The organism is Microbacterium sp. ARD31, assembly GCF_031844425.1.
In genome coordinates this window covers 12,779-34,891 of sequence record NZ_JAUZVE010000068.1, presented here as the reverse complement: position 1 = coordinate 34,891, position 22,113 = coordinate 12,779, and the positions used below count along the sequence as shown (strand labels likewise).

The 22,113-nt window shown below is 73.4% G+C and carries 22 protein-coding genes; 20 read left to right on the top strand and 2 right to left on the bottom strand.

The annotated features are described in order from the left end of the window. Positions 1-301 precede the first annotated feature (301 nt). The 8 genes from Q9S36_RS47290 to Q9S36_RS47255 are packed head-to-tail and all read left to right on the top strand — an operon-like array spanning position 302 to position 8,207. On the top strand, positions 302-757 hold the full coding sequence (locus Q9S36_RS47290) for a hypothetical protein (RefSeq protein ID WP_311291676.1): 456 nt from the start codon (positions 302-304) through the stop codon (positions 755-757). Beyond that, complete coding sequence (locus Q9S36_RS47285; RefSeq protein WP_311291675.1) at positions 754-1,716, top strand: hypothetical protein; 963 nt, start codon at positions 754-756, stop codon at positions 1,714-1,716. Before Q9S36_RS47290 ends, Q9S36_RS47285 begins: the two co-directional genes overlap by 4 nt. Then, positions 1,713-3,137: a hypothetical protein gene (locus Q9S36_RS47280; RefSeq protein WP_311291674.1), complete on the top strand. Its 1,425-nt coding sequence runs from the start codon at positions 1,713-1,715 to the stop codon at positions 3,135-3,137. Before Q9S36_RS47285 ends, Q9S36_RS47280 begins: the two co-directional genes overlap by 4 nt. A 25-nt stretch (positions 3,138-3,162) precedes the next feature. Beyond that, the gene (locus Q9S36_RS47275; protein ID WP_311291673.1) at positions 3,163-3,993 is read left to right on the top strand and encodes a hypothetical protein; all 831 of its coding nucleotides are present in this window, start codon (positions 3,163-3,165) and stop codon (positions 3,991-3,993) included. 42 nt (positions 3,994-4,035) lie between these two features. Beyond that, on the top strand, positions 4,036-4,950 hold the full coding sequence (locus Q9S36_RS47270; protein ID WP_311291677.1) for an ABC transporter ATP-binding protein: 915 nt from the start codon (positions 4,036-4,038) through the stop codon (positions 4,948-4,950). Further along, positions 4,950-5,756, top strand: a complete 807-nt coding sequence (locus Q9S36_RS47265; protein WP_311291672.1) for an ABC transporter permease — start codon at positions 4,950-4,952, stop codon at positions 5,754-5,756. The genes Q9S36_RS47270 and Q9S36_RS47265 overlap by 1 nt, the downstream gene beginning before the upstream one ends. Position 5,757: 1 nt before the next feature. Beyond that, positions 5,758-6,564 (top strand): ABC transporter permease, encoded by an 807-nt coding sequence (locus Q9S36_RS47260; protein ID WP_311291671.1) that lies wholly within the window; start codon positions 5,758-5,760, stop codon positions 6,562-6,564. Positions 6,565-6,590: 26 nt separating this feature from the next. Beyond that, entirely contained in the window at positions 6,591-8,207 is a 1,617-nt protein-coding gene (locus tag Q9S36_RS47255; RefSeq protein ID WP_311291670.1) for an AMP-binding protein, read from the top strand. Here Q9S36_RS47255 and Q9S36_RS47250 read toward each other — a convergent pair. Then, positions 8,204-8,695 (bottom strand): N-acetyltransferase family protein, encoded by a 492-nt coding sequence (locus Q9S36_RS47250; RefSeq protein ID WP_311291669.1) that lies wholly within the window; start codon positions 8,693-8,695, stop codon positions 8,204-8,206. The two genes, Q9S36_RS47255 and Q9S36_RS47250, sit on opposite strands and share 4 nt — an antisense overlap. Positions 8,696-8,738: 43 nt before the next feature. On the opposite strand from Q9S36_RS47250, the gene Q9S36_RS47245 reads away from it, so the two are divergent. The 12 genes from Q9S36_RS47245 (at position 8,739) to Q9S36_RS47190 (ending at position 19,992) form a co-directional block, all read left to right on the top strand. Continuing rightward, complete coding sequence (locus tag Q9S36_RS47245; RefSeq protein ID WP_311291668.1) at positions 8,739-9,281, top strand: DinB family protein; 543 nt, start codon at positions 8,739-8,741, stop codon at positions 9,279-9,281. Further along, on the top strand, positions 9,278-9,907 hold the full coding sequence (locus Q9S36_RS47240) for a class I SAM-dependent methyltransferase (protein ID WP_311291667.1): 630 nt from the start codon (positions 9,278-9,280) through the stop codon (positions 9,905-9,907). Before Q9S36_RS47245 ends, Q9S36_RS47240 begins: the two co-directional genes overlap by 4 nt. Beyond that, positions 9,904-10,098, top strand: a complete 195-nt coding sequence (locus tag Q9S36_RS47235; protein WP_311291666.1) for a DUF3046 domain-containing protein — start codon at positions 9,904-9,906, stop codon at positions 10,096-10,098. Before Q9S36_RS47240 ends, Q9S36_RS47235 begins: the two co-directional genes overlap by 4 nt. Continuing rightward, a complete protein-coding gene (locus Q9S36_RS47230) occupies positions 10,095-11,381 on the top strand; it encodes an MFS transporter (RefSeq protein WP_311291665.1) in 1,287 nt (428 codons plus the stop codon). Before Q9S36_RS47235 ends, Q9S36_RS47230 begins: the two co-directional genes overlap by 4 nt. Positions 11,382-11,566: 185 nt before the next feature. After that, entirely contained in the window at positions 11,567-12,619 is a 1,053-nt protein-coding gene (gene recA / locus Q9S36_RS47225; protein ID WP_310254059.1) for a recombinase RecA, read from the top strand. Then, positions 12,609-13,367 (top strand): regulatory protein RecX, encoded by a 759-nt coding sequence (locus tag Q9S36_RS47220; RefSeq protein ID WP_311291664.1) that lies wholly within the window; start codon positions 12,609-12,611, stop codon positions 13,365-13,367. Before recA ends, Q9S36_RS47220 begins: the two co-directional genes overlap by 11 nt. A gap of 62 nt (positions 13,368-13,429) precedes the next feature. Beyond that, on the top strand, positions 13,430-13,921 hold the full coding sequence (locus Q9S36_RS47215; RefSeq protein WP_311291663.1) for a phosphoribosyltransferase family protein: 492 nt from the start codon (positions 13,430-13,432) through the stop codon (positions 13,919-13,921). 7 nt (positions 13,922-13,928) lie between these two features. After that, positions 13,929-14,678 (top strand): GNAT family N-acetyltransferase, encoded by a 750-nt coding sequence (locus Q9S36_RS47210; protein WP_311291662.1) that lies wholly within the window; start codon positions 13,929-13,931, stop codon positions 14,676-14,678. A gap of 7 nt (positions 14,679-14,685) precedes the next feature. Next, positions 14,686-15,549, top strand: a complete 864-nt coding sequence (locus Q9S36_RS47205; protein ID WP_311291660.1) for a PPK2 family polyphosphate kinase — start codon at positions 14,686-14,688, stop codon at positions 15,547-15,549. Continuing rightward, positions 15,546-16,337: a HipA family kinase gene (locus tag Q9S36_RS47200; protein WP_311291659.1), complete on the top strand. Its 792-nt coding sequence runs from the start codon at positions 15,546-15,548 to the stop codon at positions 16,335-16,337. The genes Q9S36_RS47205 and Q9S36_RS47200 overlap by 4 nt, the downstream gene beginning before the upstream one ends. Then, a complete protein-coding gene (locus tag Q9S36_RS47195; RefSeq protein WP_311291658.1) occupies positions 16,334-16,723 on the top strand; it encodes a DUF3037 domain-containing protein in 390 nt (129 codons plus the stop codon). Before Q9S36_RS47200 ends, Q9S36_RS47195 begins: the two co-directional genes overlap by 4 nt. A 71-nt stretch (positions 16,724-16,794) precedes the next feature. After that, positions 16,795-19,992, top strand: coding sequence for an AAA family ATPase (locus tag Q9S36_RS47190; RefSeq protein WP_311291657.1), 3,198 nt, complete (start codon positions 16,795-16,797; stop codon positions 19,990-19,992). On the opposite strand, the gene Q9S36_RS47185 is transcribed toward Q9S36_RS47190, so the two are convergent. Then, positions 19,929-22,046 carry an alpha/beta fold hydrolase gene (locus Q9S36_RS47185; protein ID WP_311291656.1) on the bottom strand — a complete coding sequence of 706 codons (2,118 nt, stop codon included), beginning with the start codon at positions 22,044-22,046 and terminating at the stop codon, positions 19,929-19,931. The genes Q9S36_RS47190 and Q9S36_RS47185 overlap by 64 nt on opposite strands. Between the last annotated feature and the right edge of the window lie 67 nt (positions 22,047-22,113).

Here is a 22,113-nt window from a genome sequence, read left to right as displayed (position 1 = left end):
GCCCCACGGGCACGGCCCGGACCACCGCTGCCACGAGGCGACGTACATCAGGACGCCCGAGGCGACCAGCGCCGCGGCCGTCCAGACCCGCACCAGCACCAGGCCCACCACACCTCCTCGTCCCGCCCTGCTGGTGAGTCTGCGACCCGGACATCGCGCGCGCCAGCCCAGCATCGGGTACGTCGGCGCCCGGCGGCCTTCTCCCCAGGCTCGCTCCCGCGGGTTTGCCCGCGGTCGTGGCGGGGCATGGACGGGTCAGCAGCCGCCGGCCCACTCCCGGCCCACTCCTGAGGAGACGCAGATGTACGGAGACACCGCGGTCATCCGCAGGCTGGCGCAGCAGATGAGCGAGCAGGGCGCCGAGATCCGCCGCGACGCCGACCAGCTGGTCAACGCGTCCCAGCTCGTGGTGTGGGAGGGCCGCGCCGCCCAGGCGATGCGGGAGCGGATGGCCGAGCGGGCCGTCGCGCTGCGCGCCACCGCCGACGAGCACGACGACGCGGCGCAGGCGTTGCGCCACCACGCCGACGAGGTCGACCGCCTCAAGGACCTGATCCGTGAGATCGCCAACCGCGTGCGTGGTCTCATCGAGGGTGCGAGGTCGCGCCTGGCGGACCTCGCCGACAAGGCGCTCGACCTGATCAAGAAGGTCACGCCCGACCCGATCGACGAGATGCTGGCGTCCTTCCAGCCACCACCCGATGGGCACAAGGACTGGCTCGACGTGCCCGACCAGATCCCGGGAGCCGGCCGATGAGCGCGGTGGTGCTCGACGCCGACGGCAACGAGGTCGAGCCGCAGCGTGTGGTCCCGCGCCGGGTCCGCCTGCCCCGCGCCGCCCTCGACCGGCTCGCCGAGCTGTCCGGCGTGCCCTCCCCGGCCGCGCAGATGGTGTCCTCATCAGGGTCGCTCGACGGCCTCGGCGACCGCCTCGGCGGTGCCGGCACGGCACCGTCGCAGGAGCCCGCCGACCCGGCCGCGCCCGTCGCGCCCGAGCAGACGGACGACCTGCTCGTCGCCGCCGGGCTCCTCGACGGCGACACCCCGACCGAGGAGGGCGGGGCGGTGCTCACCGTGTGGCACTCGCCCGTGCTGGCCGTCGAGCTCGAGATGCTGGTCACCCTCGCCCGCGGCCGCGTCCGGGTGCGCAGCTGGCACCGCAACCTCGACGACTGGGTGGTGTGCCTGTCCACCGCGGACGGCGCCACCTTCGAGCTCAGCTGGCTCGCGGCCGAGGACTGGTGGCTGGAGCTGGGCCGCGCCGCCTGGGTCGACACGCGCACGCTCAGCGCCGCCCCCGACGTCGAGCCGCTGCCCGATGTCGTCGAGACCTCGTGGGACCTCCTCCTCGCGACGGGCGAGGCCGTGCAGCGGCGCCGGTTCGAGCTGCTCGACCAGATGGTCTCCGACTACACCGGGATGACGCTGGCCGGCCCGGACACCGGGTCGCTCGAGACCGCCGACGACGCTGACGTACGCCGCTGGCACGAGCAGCTCGAGAGCTCCGCGCGAGGTCGCCTGCACGCCGCCGTGATGGGCCGCAGCGAACGCGGTCGCGCTGGCGCGGGGATCGTCGAGTGGGTGCTCTTCCACGACGGCTGGAGGTCGTTGACGCCGTTCCGGCGCGACGGCTGGAACATGGTCCGCATCGAGCGCCGGGAGCCCACCGACCTGCCCCGCGCCCTCGCGGTCCTCGCGGCGGAGGTGACGTCGTGAGCAGCGGGACCCTTCCTCCCATCGAGTCCGTCTCGGGTGGCTCCCACGGCGTGGAGGCCGGCTACGAGCAGATGCTCGCGCTCGCCGAGCGCTACGAGCGGCAGGCCGGCGACTTCGTCGAGATGGCCGGTCTCGGCGCCCGGGTCATGGCCAACGGCGACCTGCTGGAGTCGGCGATCCTGTCGCCGATCACGTTCGGCGACGCCGAGGTCCAGGTCCTCGACGCGACCACGGGCGCCAACGGCCTGACGGTGCGCGCCATCGGCATCGAGGCCGACGCGCTCGGCGTCCGGGCGGTGATCGCCGCGTTCCAGGCCAGCGACTCGCTGTCGCGGCACGCGATGGAGATGCTCGACAACGCCCTGGGACAGCTGCTGCTGGCCGGGACGGTCGTGGCGCTGCCGACGCTCCTGGCTGCCGGTGGGATCAGCTACGCCTACTACTCCACGCTCTCGCCGGAGGAGCAGGAGGCGCTGAAGGCGCAGCTCGCCGAGGACCTCGGCCAGCTGCTCCACGACCACCCCGAGCTCGCCCAGCACCTCATCAACGGCGGAGGCGGGCTCCTGCAGAACCTCGTGCCCGGCCTCGGGCTCCTCAACCCGGGCGACGGCCCGATCGACCAGGCGACCACCAACGACGCGGCCCGACTGCTCGCCCTGCTGCTCGGCAACGACACCGACTACCAGGTGAGGCCGATCGACGTCGTCAGCGGCGGGGCGAACGCCGAGGTGCCCGACAGCCTGAGCGCGTTGATGACGCAGCTCGACGCCACCAACCGCATCGACCAGGACGACCCGGGCAAGCACGGTGCCATCCAGATCCAGCAGGTCGGCGACAAGTACATCGTCTACATCCCCGGCACCGACGACATGAGCCCGATCCCGCAGGACGGCGAGCACGCCCGCGACATGGAGACCAACTACCAGCTCATCGGCGGGGTGGACAGCGCCTACGGGCGCGGCATCCAGCAGGCGATGATCGACGCCGGCCTCGAGGGCAAGGACGTCATGCTGGTCGGCCACTCGCAGGGTGGGATGGTGTCGACGTCGCTGGCCGCGGACCCCGAGTTCACCCGCCACTTCAACGTCGAGCACGTCGTGACGGCCGGCTCGCCGACCGCACAGGTGACCGACCTGCCCGACAGCACCCACGCCATCCACTTCGAGAACCGCGGCGACGCCGTGCCGCTGCTCGACGGGGAGGACAACCCCGACGAGCCCAACCGGACGACCGTGAAGTTCGACGAGGGCAGCAGCGACATCGGCGACAACCACGGTCTCGACCACTACGCCCACGGTGCCGCCGCGGCCGACGCGTCCAGCAACGGCTCGATCCAGGACCAGATCACCCGGATGCACGACGACGGCTACCTCGGCAGCGGCACCTCGGGCCCGGTGGTGTCCTACCAGGTCACCCGTTGACCCGGCGGTCTGGCAGGCTGCGGTCATGAGGTGGAACGTCTCGGCCGCCGTCGTCTGCGTGCTCGTGGTGCTCACGGGCTGCACCAACCCGCTCGACACGGAGCCGTCGTCGGCGCAGGTTCCGACCGGCTGCGGCGAGTGCACCTCCGAGGTCGCCGACCTCGTCGCCGGGCTGGAGTCGGCCGACGGCGTCCGCGCCGTGCGCAGCGCCGAGCGCACCACGACGAGCAGCGGCTACCTCAGCCTGGGCGTCGACTTCGACGGCAAGGACGTCGTCTCGGCCGACCTCGCCACCCTCTTCGACACCGTCGCGGAGGCGGCGTGGAGCTCGGGCGTCAATCCGCTCGACACGCTCAGCGTCGGCGGCACTCTCCGCAACGGGTACGCCGAGACCGTGATCTACGACTTCGGTGCCGACCGTGCCTCCTTCGAGGAGCGGTGGGGCAAGCGCCCGAGCGGCAGTGAGTGGACGCCCGTCTCCGGGGATGACGACGACCTCGAGGGCTGCGAGGTGGACGGCTGCCACGAGCTGATGCGCGACATCGCCCGGGAGGCCTCGGCGTTGCCGGGGGTGGAGGCCGTGGTGCGCTCCGCCTACGTCTCCGACTCGCCGACCAACGCGTCGTCCGCCGACGTCCACGTGAAGGCCGACGACACGGTCGTGGTCGACGACCTCGTGGAGCAGGTCGCCGAGGTCGTCTGGCGCTCGACGGTCGCGCCGATCGACCTCATCACGGTGCAGGTCGAGACCCCGGACGGCGGCTTCCCCGACTCGGTGGTCCTGCAGATCGACCCCGACCACGGCCGCGACCACGACCGGCTCGAGCAGATGTGGGGACCGCGCCCTGCCGGGTAGTCGGCGTCCTCTCAACTAGGGTCGGGACACGTGACGGAATCCATGATCTCGGCGCGGGGGCTGCGCAAGTCCTTCGGCGACTTCGAGGCGGTCAAGGGCATCGACGTCGAGGTCCGCAAGGGGGAGGCGTTCGGCTTCCTGGGTCCCAACGGCGCCGGCAAGTCCAGCACCATGCGGATGATCGCGTCGGTGAGCCCGGTGACCTCCGGCGAGCTGCGGATCCTCGGCATGGACCCGGCGACCGACGGCCCCGCGATCCGCGGCCGACTCGGCGTCTGCCCGCAGGAGGACACGCTCGACAACGAGCTCAACGTCTTCGACAACCTCTACATCTACGGCCGCTACTTCGGCCTCGACCGCGCCACCTGCCGCGACCGGGCGCAGGAGCTGCTCGAGTTCGCGCAGATCACCGACAAGGCCAGGTCCAAGGTCGAGGACCTCTCCGGCGGCATGAAGCGCCGGCTCACCATCGCGCGCAGCCTGATCAACGACCCCGACGTGCTGCTCCTCGACGAGCCGACCACCGGCCTCGACCCGCAGGCGCGCCACGTGCTGTGGGACCAGCTGTTCCGGCTCAAGCAGGCCGGGGTGACGCTGGTGATCACCACCCACTACATGGACGAGGCCGAGCAGCTGTGCGACCGGCTGGTCGTGATGGACAAGGGCCTCATCGCCGCCGAGGGCTCGCCGCGGGAGCTGATCGCGGCGCACTCCACCCGGGAGGTCGCCGAGCTCCGCTTCGGCGTGGGGGAGCACGAGGCACTGGCTGGGAAGGTCGACGACCTCGGCGACCGCGTCGAGGTGCTGCCCGACCGCCTGCTGGTCTACAGCGACCACGGCGAGGACGTGGTCACCGCCGTCCTCGAGCGCGGCCTGCACCCGATCGCGACGCTGGTGCGCCGCTCCACCCTCGAGGACGTCTTCCTGCGCCTCACCGGCCGGAGCCTGGCCGACTGATGGCCACGCAGCTGCAGGGCTCGTTGCGCCCGCTCGAGGGGATGGCCCGCCAGTACGACTACTGGCTGACCGTCTACAAGCGCACCTGGCGCGGGGGAGTGGTCAGCTCGTTCGCCACCCCGCTGTTCTACGTCGTCGCGATGGGCGTGCTCCTCGGCGGCTTCATCGACGGCGACCCCGACACGCTCGAGGGGGCGACCTCCTACCTCGCGTTCATCGTGCCGGGTCTCGTCGCGGCCCACGCGATGACGATCGCGGTGAGCGAGTCGACGTACCCCGTCATGGGTGCCATCAAGTGGCACAAGACGTTCTTCGCCCAGCTCGCCACGCCGCTGGCGGTGCGTGACCTGGTGAACGCCTTCGTCGGATTCGTGGTCTTCCGGGTCGCCTCCGCGTGCGCGGTCTTCATGCTCGTGCTCGCGCCGTTCGGGGTGTTCGAGAGCTGGTGGGGCCCGGTGCTGGCCTGGCTCTCGCAGGTGCTGGTGGGCACGGCGTTCGCGTTCCTGACGTTCGGCTACTCCGCCCGGCTGAGGTCGGAGGAGGGCTTCGGGCTGCTCTTCCGGCTCGGCGTGCTGCCCCTGACGCTGTTCTCCGGCGCGTTCTTCCCGATCTCCAACCTCGGCCCCGTGCTGGAGTGGGTGGCGCGGCTGACCCCGCTCTGGCACGGCGTCTCGCTGTCGCGGATGTTCTGCCTCGACACCGTCGACTGGTCGCTGGCCGCGATCAACCTCGGTGTGCTGGTCACGCTCTCGGTCCTCGGCTGGTGGTGGGCCGTGTCCGGCCTCGACAAGCGGCTGGAGGTGTGAGGTGGCGACCCTCACCCGGACCGCGATCCCCGCGGCGCTGACGCCGGCCAGTGCCGCGCGGCTGCTGGTCCTGCGGAACTTCATCGTCTACCGGTCGGCCTGGAAGCTCTTCCTGACCGGCTTCCTCGAGCCGGTGCTCTACCTGTTCTCGATCGGCATCGGCGTCGGGCAGCTCATCGACACGTTCGAGTTCCACGGCGAGCAGGTGCCCTACGCCACCTTCGTCGCCCCCGCCATGCTCGCCACCTCGGCCTTCAACGGGGCGCTGCTCGACTCCACCTTCAACGTGTTCTTCAAGCTCAAGTACGAGAAGCTCTACGACCAGATGCTCGCCACCCCGCTGACCACCGGCGACATCGCGCGCGGCGAGATCGCGTGGGGCCTGATCCGCGGGTCCGTCTACTCCGCGGCCTTCCTCCTCGTGATGCTCGCGATGGGCCTGGTCGACTCGTGGTGGGCGGTGCTGGCGCTGCCGGCCGCGATCCTGATCGCCTTCGCGTTCTCGGCCGTCTGCATGGCGCTGACGACGTGGATGACGTCCTGGCAGGACTTCGACAAGATCACGCTGGCCCAGATGCCGCTGTTCCTCTTCTCGGCGACCTTCTTCCCCGTCGAGGCGTTCGGCGACGGCGTGCTGCGGTGGCTCGTCGAGGCGTCGCCGCTCTACCGCGGGGTGGTGCTCTGCCGCGAGCTCACCACGGGCGTCGTGACCTGGGAGTCGGGGGTCTCGGTCGTCTACCTCGTCGCGATGGGCGTCGCCGGCCTGCTCGTCGTACGGCGCCGGCTCGACCGGCTGCTGCTGACCTGACACGGGTCCGGGTCTAGGTTCGGGTCATGGACTCATACGCGAAGGGCGAGTCGGCTCCGGAGCTGCTGGAGGAGACGATCGGGGCCAACCTGGCGCGGACGGTGGCGGCACACGCCGACCGCGAGGCGCTGGTGGAGTGCACGAGCGGACGCCGGTGGACGTGGGCCGAGCTCGATGCCGACGTCGACCGCGTCGCACGCGGACTGATGGGCGCGGGTGTGCAGAAGGGCGACCGGGTCGGCATCTGGGGGCCGAACAGCGCCGAGTGGACGCTCGTCCAGCTCGCCACGGCCCGCATCGGGGCAATCCTCGTCAACGTCAACCCGGCCTACCGGACGCACGAGTTCGCCTACGTCGCCAACCAGTCGGGCATGCGCCTGCTGGTCTGCGCGACGTCGTACAAGACGAGTGACTATCGCGGAATGGTCGAGGAGACCGCCTCCGGCAACCACGCCCTGGAGCGGGTGGTCTACCTCGACGACGAGGCGAGCTGGTCGGCGCTGCTCGCCGACGGCGAAGGGATCAGTGCGGACGACCTCGCTGCACGCGCTGCCTCGCTGGAGCCGGACGACCCGATCAACATCCAGTACACCTCGGGCACGACCGGCTTCCCGAAGGGCGCGACCCTCAGCCACCGCAACATCCTCAACAACGGCTACCTCGTCGGCGAGGTGTGCGGCTACACCGAGGCCGACCGGGTCTGCATCCCCGTGCCCTTCTACCACTGCTTCGGCATGGTCATGGGCAACGTCGCGTGCACCACCCACGGCGCCACGATGGTCATCCCGGCGCCGGGCTTCGACCCGGCGCTGACGCTGCAGGCCGTGTCCGACGAGCGCTGCACCTCGCTCTACGGCGTGCCGACGATGTTCATCGCCGAGTGGGCGCTGCCGGACCTCGCGTCCTACGACCTGTCGTCGGTGCGCACCGGGATCATGGCCGGGTCGCCGTGCCCCGAGGAGATGATGAAGAAGCTCATCAGTGCGGGCATCGACGAGATGACGATCTGCTACGGCATGACCGAGACCTCGCCCGTGTCGACGCAGACGCGTCGCGACGACTCGCTCGAGCGCAAGGTGGGTACGGTCGGCCGGGTCTGCCCGCACCTCGAGGTGAAGATCGTCGACCCGGTCACGGGGGACACGGTGCCGCGAGGAGAGGCCGGCGAGTTCTGCACCCGCGGCTACTCGGTGATGCTCGGCTACTGGGACGACGACGAGAAGACCCGCGAGGCCGTCGACGCCGACGGGTGGATGCACACCGGCGACCTCGGCGTGATGGACGACGACGGGTACGTCCGGATCACCGGCCGGATCAAGGACATGGTCATCCGCGGCGGGGAGAACATCTACCCCCGCGAGATCGAGGAGTTCCTCTACACCCATCCCGACGTCGAGGACGTGCAGGTGGTCGGCGTCCCGGACGCGAAGTACGGCGAGGAGCTGTGCGCCTGGGTGCGGATGCGTCCGGGGGCCGAGCCGCTCGACGCCGACGCGGTCCGCGCGTTCGCGACCGGCAAGCTGGCGCACTACAAGATCCCGCGCTACGTCATGGTGGTCGACGAGTTCCCGATGACCGTCACCGGCAAGGTCCGCAAGGTCGAGATGCGCCAGGTGGCCGCAGAGCGCCTCGGGCTGTCCTAGCCCGGGTCCCGGCCGAGCAGCTTCTGCAGCCACATGACGTCGACCCACCGGTCGTGCTTGCGGCCGACCTCGCGCATGGTGCCGACCTCCTCGAAGCCGCACGCGCGGTGCAGCGAGAGGCTCGCCGGGTTGGGCAGGGCGACGGCGGCGACGACGAGGTGCACGCCGTCGTCGGCCAGCCGCGCCAGCAGGGCGTCGTACAGGGCGCGTCCGGTGCCGAGGCCCTGGTGGCCGGGCGCGACGTACACCGTGCTCTCGCGGGTGTGGCCGTAGGCAGGCTTGGGCCGGAACGGGGAGGACGTGGCGTAGCCGATGACCACGCCGTCGTGGGCGGCGACGAGGAAGTGGTCGTCGGCCGCCAGCCTCTCCTCCCAGAGCCGCATCGGCCTCGGCTCGAGGTCGAAGGTGGCGTGGCCCTCCCGGGCCTCTCGCCCGTAGATCTCCGCCACGGCAGGCAGGTCGGCGGGAAGTGCGCGGCGGATGTCCATTCCCCGCATTGTCCCCGGCGCGTGGACTGGTTGGATGACCGGCATGAGCACAGCGCCCGACGGCATCACTCCGGACACCAAGGACTGGACCTGGGTCCTCGAGCGCACGTGCCCGGAGTGCGGCTTCGACCCGGCCGCCCAGGGGCTGGAGGACCTCCCGCGGCTCTTCCACGACACGGCCATGACGTGGTCCGAGGTCTGCGCCCGGGCCGACGTCCGCGAGCGCCCGGCACCCGGTGTCTGGTCGCCGCTGGAGTACGCCTGCCACGTGCGCGACGTGCACGAGCTGTTCGCCCAGCGGCTGCGCCTCATGCTCGACGAGGACGCGCCGACCTTCGCCAACTGGGACCAGGACGCCACTGCGCTCGAGCGCGACTACCCCGGCCAGGACCCCGGGGAGGTCGCCGTGGCGCTGGTCGAGGGCGCGGGCGCCGTCGCCGGCATCTACGCGTCGGTCACCGACGCGACGCGTGCGCGCCGTGGCACCCGGTCGAACGGCGACGAGTTCACCGTCGAGTCGCTCGGCAGCTACCACCTGCACGACGTGGTCCACCACCTGCACGACGTCGGGGCCCGCGACTCGTGAGCGACACCCGCGACGAGACGGTGCGGGCCTACGACCTCGACGCCGTCGCCTACGCGGAGGCCTCCCCGCCGGCGCCGGCCTCGGTGCGCGCCGACATGGCTGCCCTCGCCGACCGTCTCGGACCGGGCGCCCGGGTGCTCGAGATCGGGTCGGGCGGCGGCCGGGACGCCCGGCTCCTGGAGGGGCTCGGCCTGCGGGTCCGGCGTACGGACGTCACGCCAGCCTTCGTCGCGCTGCTGAGGGAGCAGGGTCTCGCGGCGGACCTGCTCGACCCGCTCGTGGACGACCTCTCCTCGCCGGAGGGGTCGTACGATGCCGTGTGGGCGAACGCCTCGCTGCTCCACGTCGCGCGCGCCGACCTCCCGACGGTGCTGTCGCGGCTCGCCGCGGTGACCCGTGAGGGCGGAGTCCTCCGCGCCTCCCTCAAGGAGGGCGACGGCGAGGGGTGGTCGACCCACGGCTCGATCAGCCGGGCGCGCCACTTCACCTACTGGCGGGCCGACGCGCTCGCGGACGCGCTGGCGAGCGCCGGCTGGTCCGACCTCGAGGTCCGGTCGGGGGTGCCGGGGTCGCGGGGGGAGGCCTGGCTCGAGGTGTCGGCGGTCCGTGGTTCGATGCTCGGATGAGGCACACGGAGTTCTGGGCACGGCTGGACCACGCGCTGGGACGTGACTACTCCCGCACCTGGGCCGAGCTCACCGTGGTGCGCGACCTCGACGGGCGCACCACCCAGGAGGCGCTCGACGCCGGCGTGCCGCCCAAGCAGGTGTGGGCCGCCGTGTGGCGCCAGCTCGAGCTGCCGGACACCGAGCGGTGAGTGCCCCGGCCGACGCCGGCCAGGGCGTCCACGACGTCGCCGACGTCCAGCGCCGCACAGTCCGCACCCTCGTGGTCTCCCAGGCGGTCGGGGCGGTCGGGGTGACCATCGGCGTCGCGACGGCCTCGCTGCTCGCGCGCGACATCTCCGGCAGCGAGACGATGGCCGGCCTCGCGCAGACCTTCCAGGTGCTCGGCACCGCCGCGGCGGCCTACGGCCTGGCCCGGGTGATGCGTCGACGCGGACGTCGGGTCGGCCTCGTCACGGGCTACCTCCTCGGCGCCACGGGGGCGGTGCTCGCCGTGGTCGCCGGCGTCGTCGACTCGATGCTGGTCCTGCTCGTCGGTGCCGTGCTGCTGGGCGCGACCACCGCGGTCAACAACGGGTCCCGCTACGCCGCCACCGACCTCGCCACCCCCGAGCACCGGGCCCGGGCGCTGTCGGTCGTGGTCTGGGCCACGACGATCGGCGCCGTGGCCGGTCCCAACCTCGTCGGCGTCGGCGGCGCGGTCGCCCGGCGGGCGGGGATCCCCGAGCTGACGGGCGGGTTCGCCATCGGCTCGGTCGTGCTGGTGCTGGCCGCCGGCTGGGTGTGGCTGCGGCTGCGGCCCGACCCGCTCCTGCTGGCCCAGCAGGCGGCCGGGATCCGACCGGGTGGGGGCGACGAGCCGCACGGGCGGTCCTGGGGCCGCTTCCTCGAGGTCGCCCGCGACGTGCCCGCGGTCGGTGCGGCCGTCGTCGCGATGGCGTGCGCCCACGCGGCGATGGTGACGGTGATGATCATGACGCCGCTGCACATGGAGCACGGCGGCGCGCACCTCGACGTCATCGGGTTCGTGATCTCGATCCACGTGCTCGGCATGTTCGCGTTCTCGCCCGTGGTCGGGTGGGCCGCCGACCGGCTCGGGCGGAGCCCGGTGCTGGTCGCCGGGGGAGTGGTGCTGCTGGTCTCGCTGGCGCTGTGCGGGCTCTCGCCGGAGGGCAGCTCGTGGCAGATCTTCGCCGGGCTGTTCCTGCTCGGCCTCGGCTGGTCCTTCGCCACCGTGTCGGCGTCGACGATTATCGCCGACCGCACCCCGATCGAGGCGCGGACCGACGTCCAGGGCACCTCCGACATGGCGATGTCGCTCACCGCTGCTGGCGGCGGCGCCCTGGCCGGGGTCATCGTCGGCGCGCTCGGCTACCCCGTCCTCGCGGCGTTCGCCGCGCTCCTCGCCGGCACGGTCGTGGTGGCCGGACGCTTCACCGGCGCCCCGGCTGCGGGCACCGACCCGGTCTCCTGAATCGCGGCGCGACACGCCGCGCGAGAACCTCCCGTCGAACACCTGTTCGGGCTACTGTTCCTCCACAGGTACGACGAGGGGCGAGGTCGTCCACAGCGTGCGACGGTCCTGATCAGGGACTGTCGGTGGCTCGCCCTAACGTCGCAGAAGTACCTCACGACACGACGAGAAGACGGGACACAGCAATGGCTGGTGCAGACCGCGAGAAGGCCCTCGACGCCGCGCTCGCACAGGTGGAGAAGCAGTTCGGCAAGGGCTCGGTCATGCGACTGGGCGACGAGACGCGTGCCCCGCTCGAGGTGATCCCCACCGGGTCGATCGCCCTCGACGTGGCCCTCGGCCTGGGCGGCCTGCCGCGCGGCCGGGTGGTCGAGATCTACGGTCCGGAGTCCTCCGGAAAGACGACGGTCGCCCTCCACGCGGTGGCCAGCGCCCAGGCGGCCGGCGGCATCGTCGCCTTCATCGACGCCGAGCACGCGCTCGACCCCGACTACGCCAAGGCCCTCGGTGTCGACACCGACGCCCTCCTGGTCTCCCAGCCCGACTCCGGCGAGCAGGCGCTCGAGATCGCCGACATGCTGATCCGTTCCGGGGCGCTGTCGCTGATCGTCATCGACTCCGTCGCCGCACTGGTGCCCCGCGCCGAGATCGAGGGCGAGATGGGCGACAGCCACGTCGGCCTCCAGGCCCGCCTGATGAGCCAGGCACTCCGCAAGATGACCGGTGCGCTCAACAACTCCGGCACGACGGCGATCTTCATCAACCAGCTCCGCGAGAAGATCGGCGTGATGTTCGGCTCGCCCGAGACCACGACCGGTGGTCGCGCGCTGAAGTTCTACTCCTCGGTGCGCCTCGACGTGCGCCGCATCGAGACGCTCAAGGACGGCACCGACATGGTCGGCAACCGCACCCGGGTCAAGGTCGTCAAGAACAAGGTGGCCCCGCCGTTCAAGCAGGCCGAGTTCGACATCATGTACGGCAAGGGCATCAGCCGCGAGGGCGGCCTGATCGACGTCGGCGTCGAGGCGGGCATCATCCGCAAGGCCGGCGCCTGGTACACCTACGAGGGCGACCAGCTCGGCCAGGGCAAGGAGAACTCCCGCAACTTCCTGCGCGACAACCCCGACCTCGCCAACGAGATCGAGAAGCTGATCCTGGAGAAGCTGGGCGTCACGCCTGCCGTCGACAAGCCCGCCGACGACCTGAGCGACGAGCCCATCGGGGTCAATGACTTCTGAGCGCGAGACGCGTCCGGCCCCCGACTGGGTCGGTGACGTCGGCCTCGGTGTGCAGGCGTGGGTGGGGGACGCCCCATCCACGCCGACCGGGTCGCGGCCGGGCGGTGCTCGCAGCCCGGAGGAACCGGGGCCGGAGCGCCGTTCCCGCGGCTCGTCCCGCAAGGGCGGCCGCGGGCGCACCCGCACCTGGGAGGAGCGAGAGGCCGCCCGGATCGCCCGCGAGGAGGCGGCGGCCGCGGAGGTCGAGGCCGACCCGGAGTCGGTGGCCCGCAAGATCCTGCTCGACACGCTGACCGGTCAGGCCCGCACTCGCCAGGAGCTCGCCGACAAGCTGGCCAGGCGCGGGGTCCCCGACGAGCTCGCGGCGTCGCTGCTCGACCGGTTCACCGAGGTCGGGCTGATCGACGACGCCGCGTTCGCCCGGCAGTGGGTGGAGAGCCGGCACCGCAGCCGCGGCCTCGCACCGCGCGCCCTCAAGCAGGAGCTGCGGCGCAAGGGCGTCGGCGACGACGACGCGGCCGAGGCCCTCGAGCAGATCGACGAGGCCGACCAGCGGCAGGCGGCGCGTGTCCTGGTCGACCGGAAGCTCCGCTCGATGCGCGGGCTCGACCCGCAGGTCGCCACCCGACGGCTCGCCGGGCTGCTGGCCCGCAAGGGGTACGCCTCCGGCCTGGCCTTCTCCGTCGTCCGCGAGGCGCTCGCCGAGGCCGGCGCGGACGACGACCTCGGGGACCACCCGGACTTCTGACCGCGACCACCTCGGTCGGCGGCGCCTTCCGTCATGCGGCCGGTCTCTGGTGGGATGTCCCCGTGAGCAACGAGCGCGAGGTCCTCACCTACGAGCTGTTCGGCACGGCCACGCGCGAGCTGGCGCAGATGGTCGCCGACTCGGGCTTCCGGCCCGACATGATCCTCTCCATCGCCCGCGGCGGGCTCGGCCTCGGGATGGGGCTGGGCTACGCGCTGGCGGTGAAGAACCTCTCGGTGATCAACGTCGAGTTCTACACCGGTGTCGACCAGCGCCTCGACGTCCCGATCATGCTGCCGCCGACACCCGCGGCCGTCGACCTGTCGGGCCTCACGGTCCTGATCGCCGACGACGTCGCCGACACCGGCCGCACCCTCGAGCTGGTCCACGAGTTCTGCGCCGGCACGGTCGCCGAGGCACGCACGGTGGTCATCTACGAGAAGCCGCAGTCGGTCATCAAGCCCGACTACGCGTGGCGGCTGACCGAGCGGTGGATCGACTTCCCGTGGTCCGTGCTGCCGCCGGTGGTCGACCCGGACGCCCTCGCCCACTGACGTGCCCGTGCCTGAGCCAGGTGGTCCGGGGGCCCCGCGCGTCGTCGTACGCCACGGAGGGCGCGAGCTGACCGGGACGGTGCTGCCGGGGGAGTCGTGGGCCGCCGCGGCGGCCCGGGTCGCAGCGACGACCGGCGTCACGCCCGTGGCCGAGGACCTCTCGGGCGGGGACCTGCTGTTCGTCGCGGACCCCGACCAGCGCATCGACCTGAGGGCCATGACGTACGGCGACCTGCCGGGCCTCACGCGCTGGCTGCAGGCGCCGCACGTGCGCCGGTGGTGGCGCAACGACGGCGAGCCGACGCGGGAGGCGGTCGAGGCGCGCTACGGCCCGCGCATCGACGGCCGCACCCCGACGCGGATGTGGGTGGTCGAGGTCAACGGCCGCTCGGTCGGCTTCGTCCAGGACTACCTGGTCCGCGACTACCCCGGCTTCGCGCTGCTCACGCCGGACCCCGACGCGCTCGGGCTCGACTACGCGATCGGCGAGCCCCAGTGGGCCGGTCGGGGCCTGGGTGCGCGTGTGCTGTGGTCATGGATGCTCGGCGCGCGGCACCGCCACCCGGAGGCGACGGCGTACTTCGCGGCCCCGGAGCACACCAACCACGCGTCGTTGCGGGTCCTGGACAAGGTGGGCTTCACCCGGGGCACCTGGTTCGACGAGCCGCAGCGCGACGGCACCACCTCGACGGCGATCGGCTGCACGCTCGACGTGCCCCGCGTCCTCGGACCGGCCGAGGCGCCGGGTGCGCCATGATGTGCCCATGACGACCCATGCGATCTCGCCGATCGCCGACCACCTGCGCCTGCCCGCGGGGCCGGTCGACCTCGCCGCGATCGAGACCGACGCCGCCCCGGGCTTCGCCGGCGACAAGGCGGACGGCAAGGCGACCCTGCTCGCCATGGGCGAGGAGCTGGCGGACCTGCAGGAGCGGCTCTGGGCCCAGCGCACGGCCGGCTCCGAGCGTCGCGTGCTGCTCGTGCTGCAGGGGATGGACACCAGCGGCAAGGGCGGCGTGCTGCGCCACACCATCGGCCTGGTCGACCCGCAGGGCGTGCGGATCACGAGCTTCAAGGCGCCCACCGAGGAGGAGCGTTCCCACGACTTCCTCTGGCGCATCGAGAAGGGCCTTCCGGCTGCCGGCTACCTCGGTGTCTTCGACCGCTCGCACTACGAGGACGTGCTGATCGCGCGGGTCCGCGGGTTCGCCGATCCGGAGGAGATCGAGCGTCGCTACGGCGCCATCAACGACTTCGAGGCCAGGCTGGCCGACCAGGGCTTCTCGATCATCAAGTGCATGCTGCACATCAGCCCCGAGGAGCAGAAGGAGCGGCTCGCCGCGCGGCTGGCCGACCCGGAGAAGCACTGGAAGTACAACCCCGGAGACCTCGACGAGCGCGCGCGCTGGGCCGACTACCGCGAGGCGTACGAGATCGCGCTCGAGCGCACGAACACCGACGCGGCACCGTGGCACGTCGTGCCGTCGGACAAGAAGTGGTTCCGCAACCTCGCCATCGGCCAGCTGCTGCTCGACACCCTCCGGGGTCTCGACCTGACCTGGCCCGAGGCCGACTTCGACGTCGCTGCGGAGCAGGAGCGGCTGGCCGCGGAGGCCCCCGTCCGGTGACGTCCACGGCTCTCCCGCTCGTGACCGTCACGCGCTACGTCACGCCGCTGCGCGAGGGCGGCAGCCTGCCCGGCGTCGTCGAGGGCGACGACCTCGGCACCTACGTCTGCAAGTTCCGTGGCGCGGGCCAGGGCGCCAAGGTCCTGGTCGCCGAGGTGGTCGTCAGCGAGCTGGCCACCCGGCTCGGGCTGCGCACGCCGCGCCTCGTGGTCCTCGACCTCGACCCCGAGCTCGCCCGCTACGAGGCCGACGAGGAGGTGCAGGACCTGCTCAACGCCAGCGCCGGGCGCAACCTCGGCATCGACTTCCTGCCGGGCGCGTTCGGCGTGGACGGGCAGGTGAGCGCGGCCGACGACGAGGGCGCACGCGTGCTGTGGCTCGACGCGTTCACCGCCAACGTCGACCGCTCGTGGCGCAACCCCAACCTGCTGGTCTGGCACGGCGACCTCTGGGTCATCGACCACGGTGCCTCGCTCTACTTCCACCACGGCTGGCGCTCGGGCCCCACCGACCCGGCGAAGTTCGCCGCGCAGCCGTGGGACGTGAGCGGGCACGTCTTCGAGTCGTGCGCCGACCGGACCCGCGAGCTCGACGCCGAGATCTCCGCCGTGCTCGACCGCGAGGTGTTCACCGAGGTGCTCGCCGCCGTGCCCGACGTGTGGCTGGAGCCCGTGCCCGACGCCGACGGCGGCGAGCCGCTGGGGCCCGACGCCCTCCGCGCGGCGTACGTCGACTTCCTCGACGCCCGCCTCGGCACGCGGCAGTGGCTGCCCGGAGGTCCGCAGTGAGCGCGCCGACCAGGATGGCCTACCAGTACGTCGTGCTGCGGTGCGTGCCGCGCCCGGAGCGCGAGGAGTTCCTCAACGTCGGGGTCGTGCTGCACTGCCAGTCCGCCGACTTCCTCGACGTGGCGTGGACCGTCGACGCCGACCGCCTGCGGGCGCTCGACGCCGGCATCGACGTCGACCAGGTCTGCGACTCGCTGACGTTCATCGCCCGCGTCTGCCGCGGCGACGAGCGGGCCGGAGAGGCCGCGCGCCAGTCGCTCGGCCAGCGCTTCGGCTTCCTCAAGGCCCCACGCAGCACGGTGCTGCAGCCCGGTCCGGTGCACGGCGGCGTGACCGACGACCCGGCCCGCCAGCTCGAGCACCTGCGCGAGCGCCTCGTCGGCTGACCGGTCGGCCGACCGTCGGCCGGCCCGTCGCGCGCGTTCCTTGCGGGCGGGTCCGGGCGGATACTCGTCGGGTGAACCCGCCCGGTGGCGTCGTCCGGCTCCGGCTGTCGTCCACCCTCGAGGTGGACGCGGGCGACGGCGCGCGCTCGGGGCGTGAGCTCGGGAGCAGGAAGGCCCGCACGCTCCTCGCGCTGCTGGCCTCGGGGCGCGGGCGACCGGTGGCGACGGACCGGATCGTGGAGGCGCTGTGGGGCGCCGCGCCGCCGGCCGACCCGGCGGCCAACGTGGCGACGCTCGTGAGCCGGGTGCGCCGGACGCTGGGCACCGACCTCGTGGCCGGACGGCCCGGCGCCTACGCCCTGGCCGGCGCGTGGTCGCTGGACCTGGTCGAGGCCGAGCAGCTGGTCGCGGAGGCGGCGAGCCGCCTCGCAGCCGGCGAGCACGCGTTGGCGGAGGCGGCCGCGGCCGCCGCGCTCGACGTGCTCGGCGGGGGGACCGCGCTGCTCGACGAGGCGGACGACGCCTGGGTGCTGGAGGTGCGCGACACCGTCGACGCGCTGCGACGGGCGGCGCGACACCACCGCGTCGCCGCGCTCCTGGCGCTCGACCCCGCGGCCGCGGTCGGGGTCGCCACCGAGGCAACGGCTGCGGACGCCTACGACGAGCGCGCGGTGCGCGACCTGATGCGGGCCCTCGCCGCGGACGGACGGGCCGCGGCCGCCCTGGCGGCGTACGACCGTCTCGCCCGGACGCTGCGCGAGGAGCTCGGCACCGACCCGGACCGCGCCACCGTCCAGCTGCAGGTCGCGCTGCTCCGTGAGTCCGTGCCGGACGCGGCCGTCGCGCCGGTCCCGCCGCGGCCGCGCCGGGAGGCCGCTGCGGTCCTGGTCGGCCGCGACGCCGAGCTGGTGGCGTGCCGCGAGGCGTGGGAGTCCGTCGTGGCCGGGGACGGGCCCGAGCTGGTGCTGGTCGTCGGCGAGGGCGGGATCGGCAAGACCCGGCTCGTCGAGGCGGTGGCCGACCTCGGCGTCGCGACGGGCGGCCAGGTCCTGCGCGGGCGGTGCCACCCGGCCGAGCGCTCGCTGTTCCTCCAGCCCTTCGTCGACGCCCTCGCCCCGGTCCTCGCCGGGCTCCAGCGTGACCAGCTGGCCGCCACGGTGCGCGACCACGAGGGCGCATGGGTCTCCCTCGTGCCCGACCTGGCCGCGGTGCTGCCCGGTGCGCCGGCACCGCCGGCGGACCGCGACCTCCACCGCCGGGCGACGTACGACGCCGTGGCGGTGGCGCTGCGGCGCCTCGCGAGCGGGCGACCTCTCGTCCTCGTGCTCGACGACCTGCAGGACGCGGGTGCGGCGACCGTCGACCTGCTGGGGTACCTCGGTCGCCGGCTCGCCGCCGCACGGGTGCTGCTGGTCGGCGCGGTGCGCAGCGAGGACGCGACCGTCGCGGAGCGACTCGGCGACCGCGCCCGGAGGGTGCAGCTCGGCCCGCTCGGACCCGAGGCGGTCAGCACCCTCGCCGCGGCCGCGGGGCTCGGCACGCACGGGGACCAGGTGATGGCGCGCACCGCCGGCCACACCCTGAGCGTCGTGGAGTACCTCCGCGCGCTCGGCAGCGGGGACACCGGTGTCCCCGCCTCGCTTGCCCAGGGCGTGCTGGCGCGCGTCGACCGCCTCGGCCCGGAGTGCCGCTCGGTCGTCGAGGCCGGCGCCGTCCTGCGCCGCCGCCTCGACCCGCGGCTGCTGGCCGGCCTGGCGGAGGTCTCCGAGGTCGTGGCGACGCGCCACGGCGAGGAGCTGACCCGCGCCGGGCTCTTCGCGCGCAGCGGTGCCGTCTACGAGTTCGCCAACGACCTCTTCCAGGAGTGCGTGTACGCCGCCCTGCCCGAGGCCGTGGCGGCCGCCTACCACCGCCGCGCCGCCGACCTCACCAGCGACCGGCCGGAGGTGATGGCCGCCCACGCGCACGCCGTCGGCGACGACGCCCGTGCCGCCCGGGGCTGGCTGCTCGCGGGCGAGGAGGCGCTGCGCAGGGCCGCCGTCGAGGACGCGCGCACCCTCGTCGAGCGCTGCCTCGCCGTCCCCGACCTGGCGGGGGAGACCCGGGCCCGGGCGCTGCTGGTGCGCGCCCGGGTGCACGAGGCGGCGACGAGCTGGGCGGCGGCGATCCAGGACGTGGACGCCGCGCTGGCATGGGCCCGGAGCATCGGCGAGCGCCGCCTCGAGCTGGCCGCGCTGCGCGCCCGCGGTGGGGACGCCGCGGTCGGCGCGCAGCTGTCGGCCGACGAGCTGCTGGGCCCCCTCGAGGACGGCGTACGGCTCGCGGCCGAGCTCGGGGACCGGAGGGCCGAGGCCGACTTCGCGAGCCGTCTCACGGTGCTCGAGGCCAGCCGGCTGCGCCTGGCCGACGCCGGCGAGCGCGCCGCGGAGGCACTGGCCCGGGCCCGCCGGTCCGGGTCGCAGGACGGCGTGGTCCTGGCGCTCGACGGCCTCAAGACGGTCGCGTGGCACCTCGGCGACGCACCCGCGCTGGCCGCCGTGGTGGCGGAGCTGGAGCCGCTGCTGCGAGAGCGCCGCGACGCCTGGCTGCTCCAGTGGGTGGTCTTCGAGTCGGCGTTCGTGCCCGCCGCCCGCGACGACTGGGACACCGCGCGCGGCACCGTGCACGACGCCCTCGACCTCAACCGCCGCAGCGGCTTCCCGGCCTACGCCGGCTACCTCCTCGCCTACGACGGCTGGCTGGCGCGGCTCGCCGGCGACCTCGACGAGGCCCGGCGCCTCGGCCGCCGGTCCGTCGAGGAGACGTCGGCCGTGGACCATCCGTGGTGGCACTCGTGGGCGGCCGGGCTGCTGGCCGCCACCCTCGTCGAGTGCGGCGACACCGGCGGGGCCGAGTCGGTCGCGCGGGCCGGGCTGGCGGCGGTGAGCGGGACGGCACGGCCGGGCCGCTTGCTCTGCGCCTCGGCCCTCGCCGCCGCGACCGGCGAGCTGACCCGGGGCGCGACCGCGGCGCTCGACGAGGTCGACTGCCCGCCCGGTCGCGCGTGGGTGGTGGGCGCCGACGCCTACCTCCTGCTCGCCGGCGCCGCCCGGGCGCGGGGGGACGACGCGGAGGCCCTCCGGCTGCTGGCGCCGCTGGAGGCCGCGACGGCGGGGTCGTGGACGGCCCTGCGCCGACGGGTCGAGGCGATCACCGCAGGGGCCGGTCAGAGCGCCTCGAGCGCGAGGCGCGCCGCCCGCGCCGCGCCGTCGGACGGCACGGGCAGGTAGTCGACGGGCTGCGCCAGGGCGGCGACGAGCTCCTCGGCGATCCGGTCCGGGTCGGTGTCGGCGTACGGCAGGTGGCGCCCGGCGCGGTGCCGGTCGAGGCGGTGCCGCACGTGCACCTGCTGCTCGAAGTGGTGCTCCAGCGGCACGTAGAGGAACGGGCGGCGCGCGGCCGTCAGCTCCATGGTGGTGCTGAGCCCGCCCTGCACCACCGCCACGTCACAGGCCGCGTGGTGCAGGTCGAGGTCGGGCAGGAAGCCGTGCACCTCGACCCCGTCGGGGACCGCCAGGGCCTCCCGCTCGATGCGCGGCCCCGTCACCAGGACCATCCGCAGCCCGGGGACGCGCGCCGACGCCGGGCCGTACGCCGCCGCGACCCGGCGCAGCAGGTGGTGGCCCACGCCGGAGCCGCCCACCGAGACCACGCACACCACCTCGTCGGGCCGGTAGCCGAGGCGGGCGCGCAGCTCCGCGCGGCGCTCCGGGTCGGGCCGCTCGCCCATGACGTAGCCCGCGAAGTCGAAGTGCTGCTCGGTCCACGCGCGGGCGGTCGGCAGGCCGGGCCCGAGCGGCAGGTCCACCACGTCCTCGCGGTCGCCGACGAAGATCGAGCGGTCGCGCAGCCCGGGGGAGCGGTCCACGTGCTCGACCATCTCCGCGTTGTAGTCGGCCGTCAGGAACGCCTCGCGCTCGCCGCCGTCCGGCATCGGCACCCACCCGACGAAGTCGGTCATCCAGACGAACGGCGCCCGCTTGAGCGAGGGGTGCTCGTGGAGGAAGTGGTCGAGGTCCCACGCCTCGTCGCCGACCCACAGGTCGAAGGACTCCCGCTCGACCAGGTCGTCGAACACCATGAAGTTGTTGACCAGCACCTCGTCCATGCGGCGTACGGCGTCGAAGGCGTGCAGGTCGTGCTCGCCGGACTCCGCCTCGAAGTGCCCGGACTCGCTCGCCAGGTGCCGCGACGCCGGGTGGACCGACTCGCCGCGGGCCTCCAGGAACTCCGCCACGGGTGACTGGGTGAGCCACTCCACCTCGAGGTCGGGGCGCTGCTCCCGCATGGCGTCGGCGACGGCGAGGTCACGGCGCACGTGCCCGAGGCCGATCGGGGAGGAGAGGTAGAGCACCCGCGGTCGGTGCCCGGACGACCGGCGGGGGACGGGGGACGGGTGAGGGACGCCCACCGCCCGGTCGACCAGCGCCTTGATGGCGCGGTTGACGACCACGGGGTGGCGGGCCATCGGGAGGTGGCCGGAGCCCTCGAGCACGAGGTGCTCCGCCCCGGTCCACTCCACGACGCTGCGCCCACGGCCCTGCGGCTGGCACAGGTCGGCGGTGCCCTGCACGACCAGCACCGGCGCGGTGATCCCGCGCAGCAGCCGCTCGGCCTCCTCGGCGGTGTCCGGGAACCGTGGTCCCTCGCCCTCGGCGATGATCACCGCCCCGGTGGTCTGCCGGGTGAACCCGACGATGTCCTCGAGCTGCTTGGTGGAGTGCGGCTCGGGCAGCATCTGGTCGAAGAAGAACTCCGCGTACTCCGGCCAGTGCTCCGGCAGGTGGTGCCGGTTGTTGCCCCGCCACCCGGAGTAGTCGTCGCGCTCCTCGTCGAAGTGCTCCGCCGCCTCCAGCCGCACCTCGAACGGCGGGGTCCGGTCGCGCGCCCACGGCGCCACCGCGACCACGCCCTGCACGCGGTCCGGGTGCAGGGCAGCGGCGAGCAGCGCCTGCCACGCGCTCACGCAGATGCCGACGAGCACGGCCCGCTCGACGCCGAGGTGGTCCATCACCGCCAGGGTGTCGGCAACGAGGGCGAGGTCGCCGTACGCAGCAGGGTCGAGCGAGCGCCCCGAGCGTCCGTTCCCGGGCGGGTCGACCGTGACGACGCGGTGGTGCTGGGCGAGGTAGGGCACCTGCGCCTTCCACGCGCGACTGTCGACGCACGTGTCGATCGGGACGAACAGCACCGTCGTGTCCGCGCGGTCGTTGAAGGACTCCCACGCCAGGCGCACCCCGTCTACCTCGACGTGCCCGGCGCTGTCCTGATCACGTGCCCTCACGTGCACCACCTCCCACCGTGCACCCTCCGCCGACGAGGTTGCAGCGGCGTTGCAACCGCCCCGCAAC

Bases quoted from the DNA above. Each gene is read 5' to 3' on its own strand.
- recA (WP_310254059.1), top strand. From the start codon at position 11,567: ATGGCTGGTGCAGACCGCGAGAAGGCCCTCGACGCCGCGCTCGCACAG.
- Q9S36_RS47270 (WP_311291677.1), top strand. From the start codon at position 4,036: ATGATCTCGGCGCGGGGGCTGCGCAAGTCCTTCGGCGACTTCGAGGCG.
- Q9S36_RS47205 (WP_311291660.1), top strand. From the start codon at position 14,686: ATGACGACCCATGCGATCTCGCCGATCGCCGACCACCTGCGCCTGCCC.
- Q9S36_RS47255 (WP_311291670.1), top strand. From the start codon at position 6,591: ATGGACTCATACGCGAAGGGCGAGTCGGCTCCGGAGCTGCTGGAGGAG.
- Q9S36_RS47250 (WP_311291669.1), bottom strand. From the start codon at position 8,695: ATGGACATCCGCCGCGCACTTCCCGCCGACCTGCCTGCCGTGGCGGAG.
- Q9S36_RS47285 (WP_311291675.1), top strand. From the start codon at position 754: ATGAGCGCGGTGGTGCTCGACGCCGACGGCAACGAGGTCGAGCCGCAG.
- Q9S36_RS47290 (WP_311291676.1), top strand. From the start codon at position 302: ATGTACGGAGACACCGCGGTCATCCGCAGGCTGGCGCAGCAGATGAGC.
- Q9S36_RS47275 (WP_311291673.1), top strand. From the start codon at position 3,163: ATGAGGTGGAACGTCTCGGCCGCCGTCGTCTGCGTGCTCGTGGTGCTC.
- Q9S36_RS47245 (WP_311291668.1), top strand. From the start codon at position 8,739: ATGAGCACAGCGCCCGACGGCATCACTCCGGACACCAAGGACTGGACC.
- Q9S36_RS47220 (WP_311291664.1), top strand. From the start codon at position 12,609: ATGACTTCTGAGCGCGAGACGCGTCCGGCCCCCGACTGGGTCGGTGAC.
- Q9S36_RS47235 (WP_311291666.1), top strand. From the start codon at position 9,904: ATGAGGCACACGGAGTTCTGGGCACGGCTGGACCACGCGCTGGGACGT.
- Q9S36_RS47265 (WP_311291672.1), top strand. From the start codon at position 4,950: ATGGCCACGCAGCTGCAGGGCTCGTTGCGCCCGCTCGAGGGGATGGCC.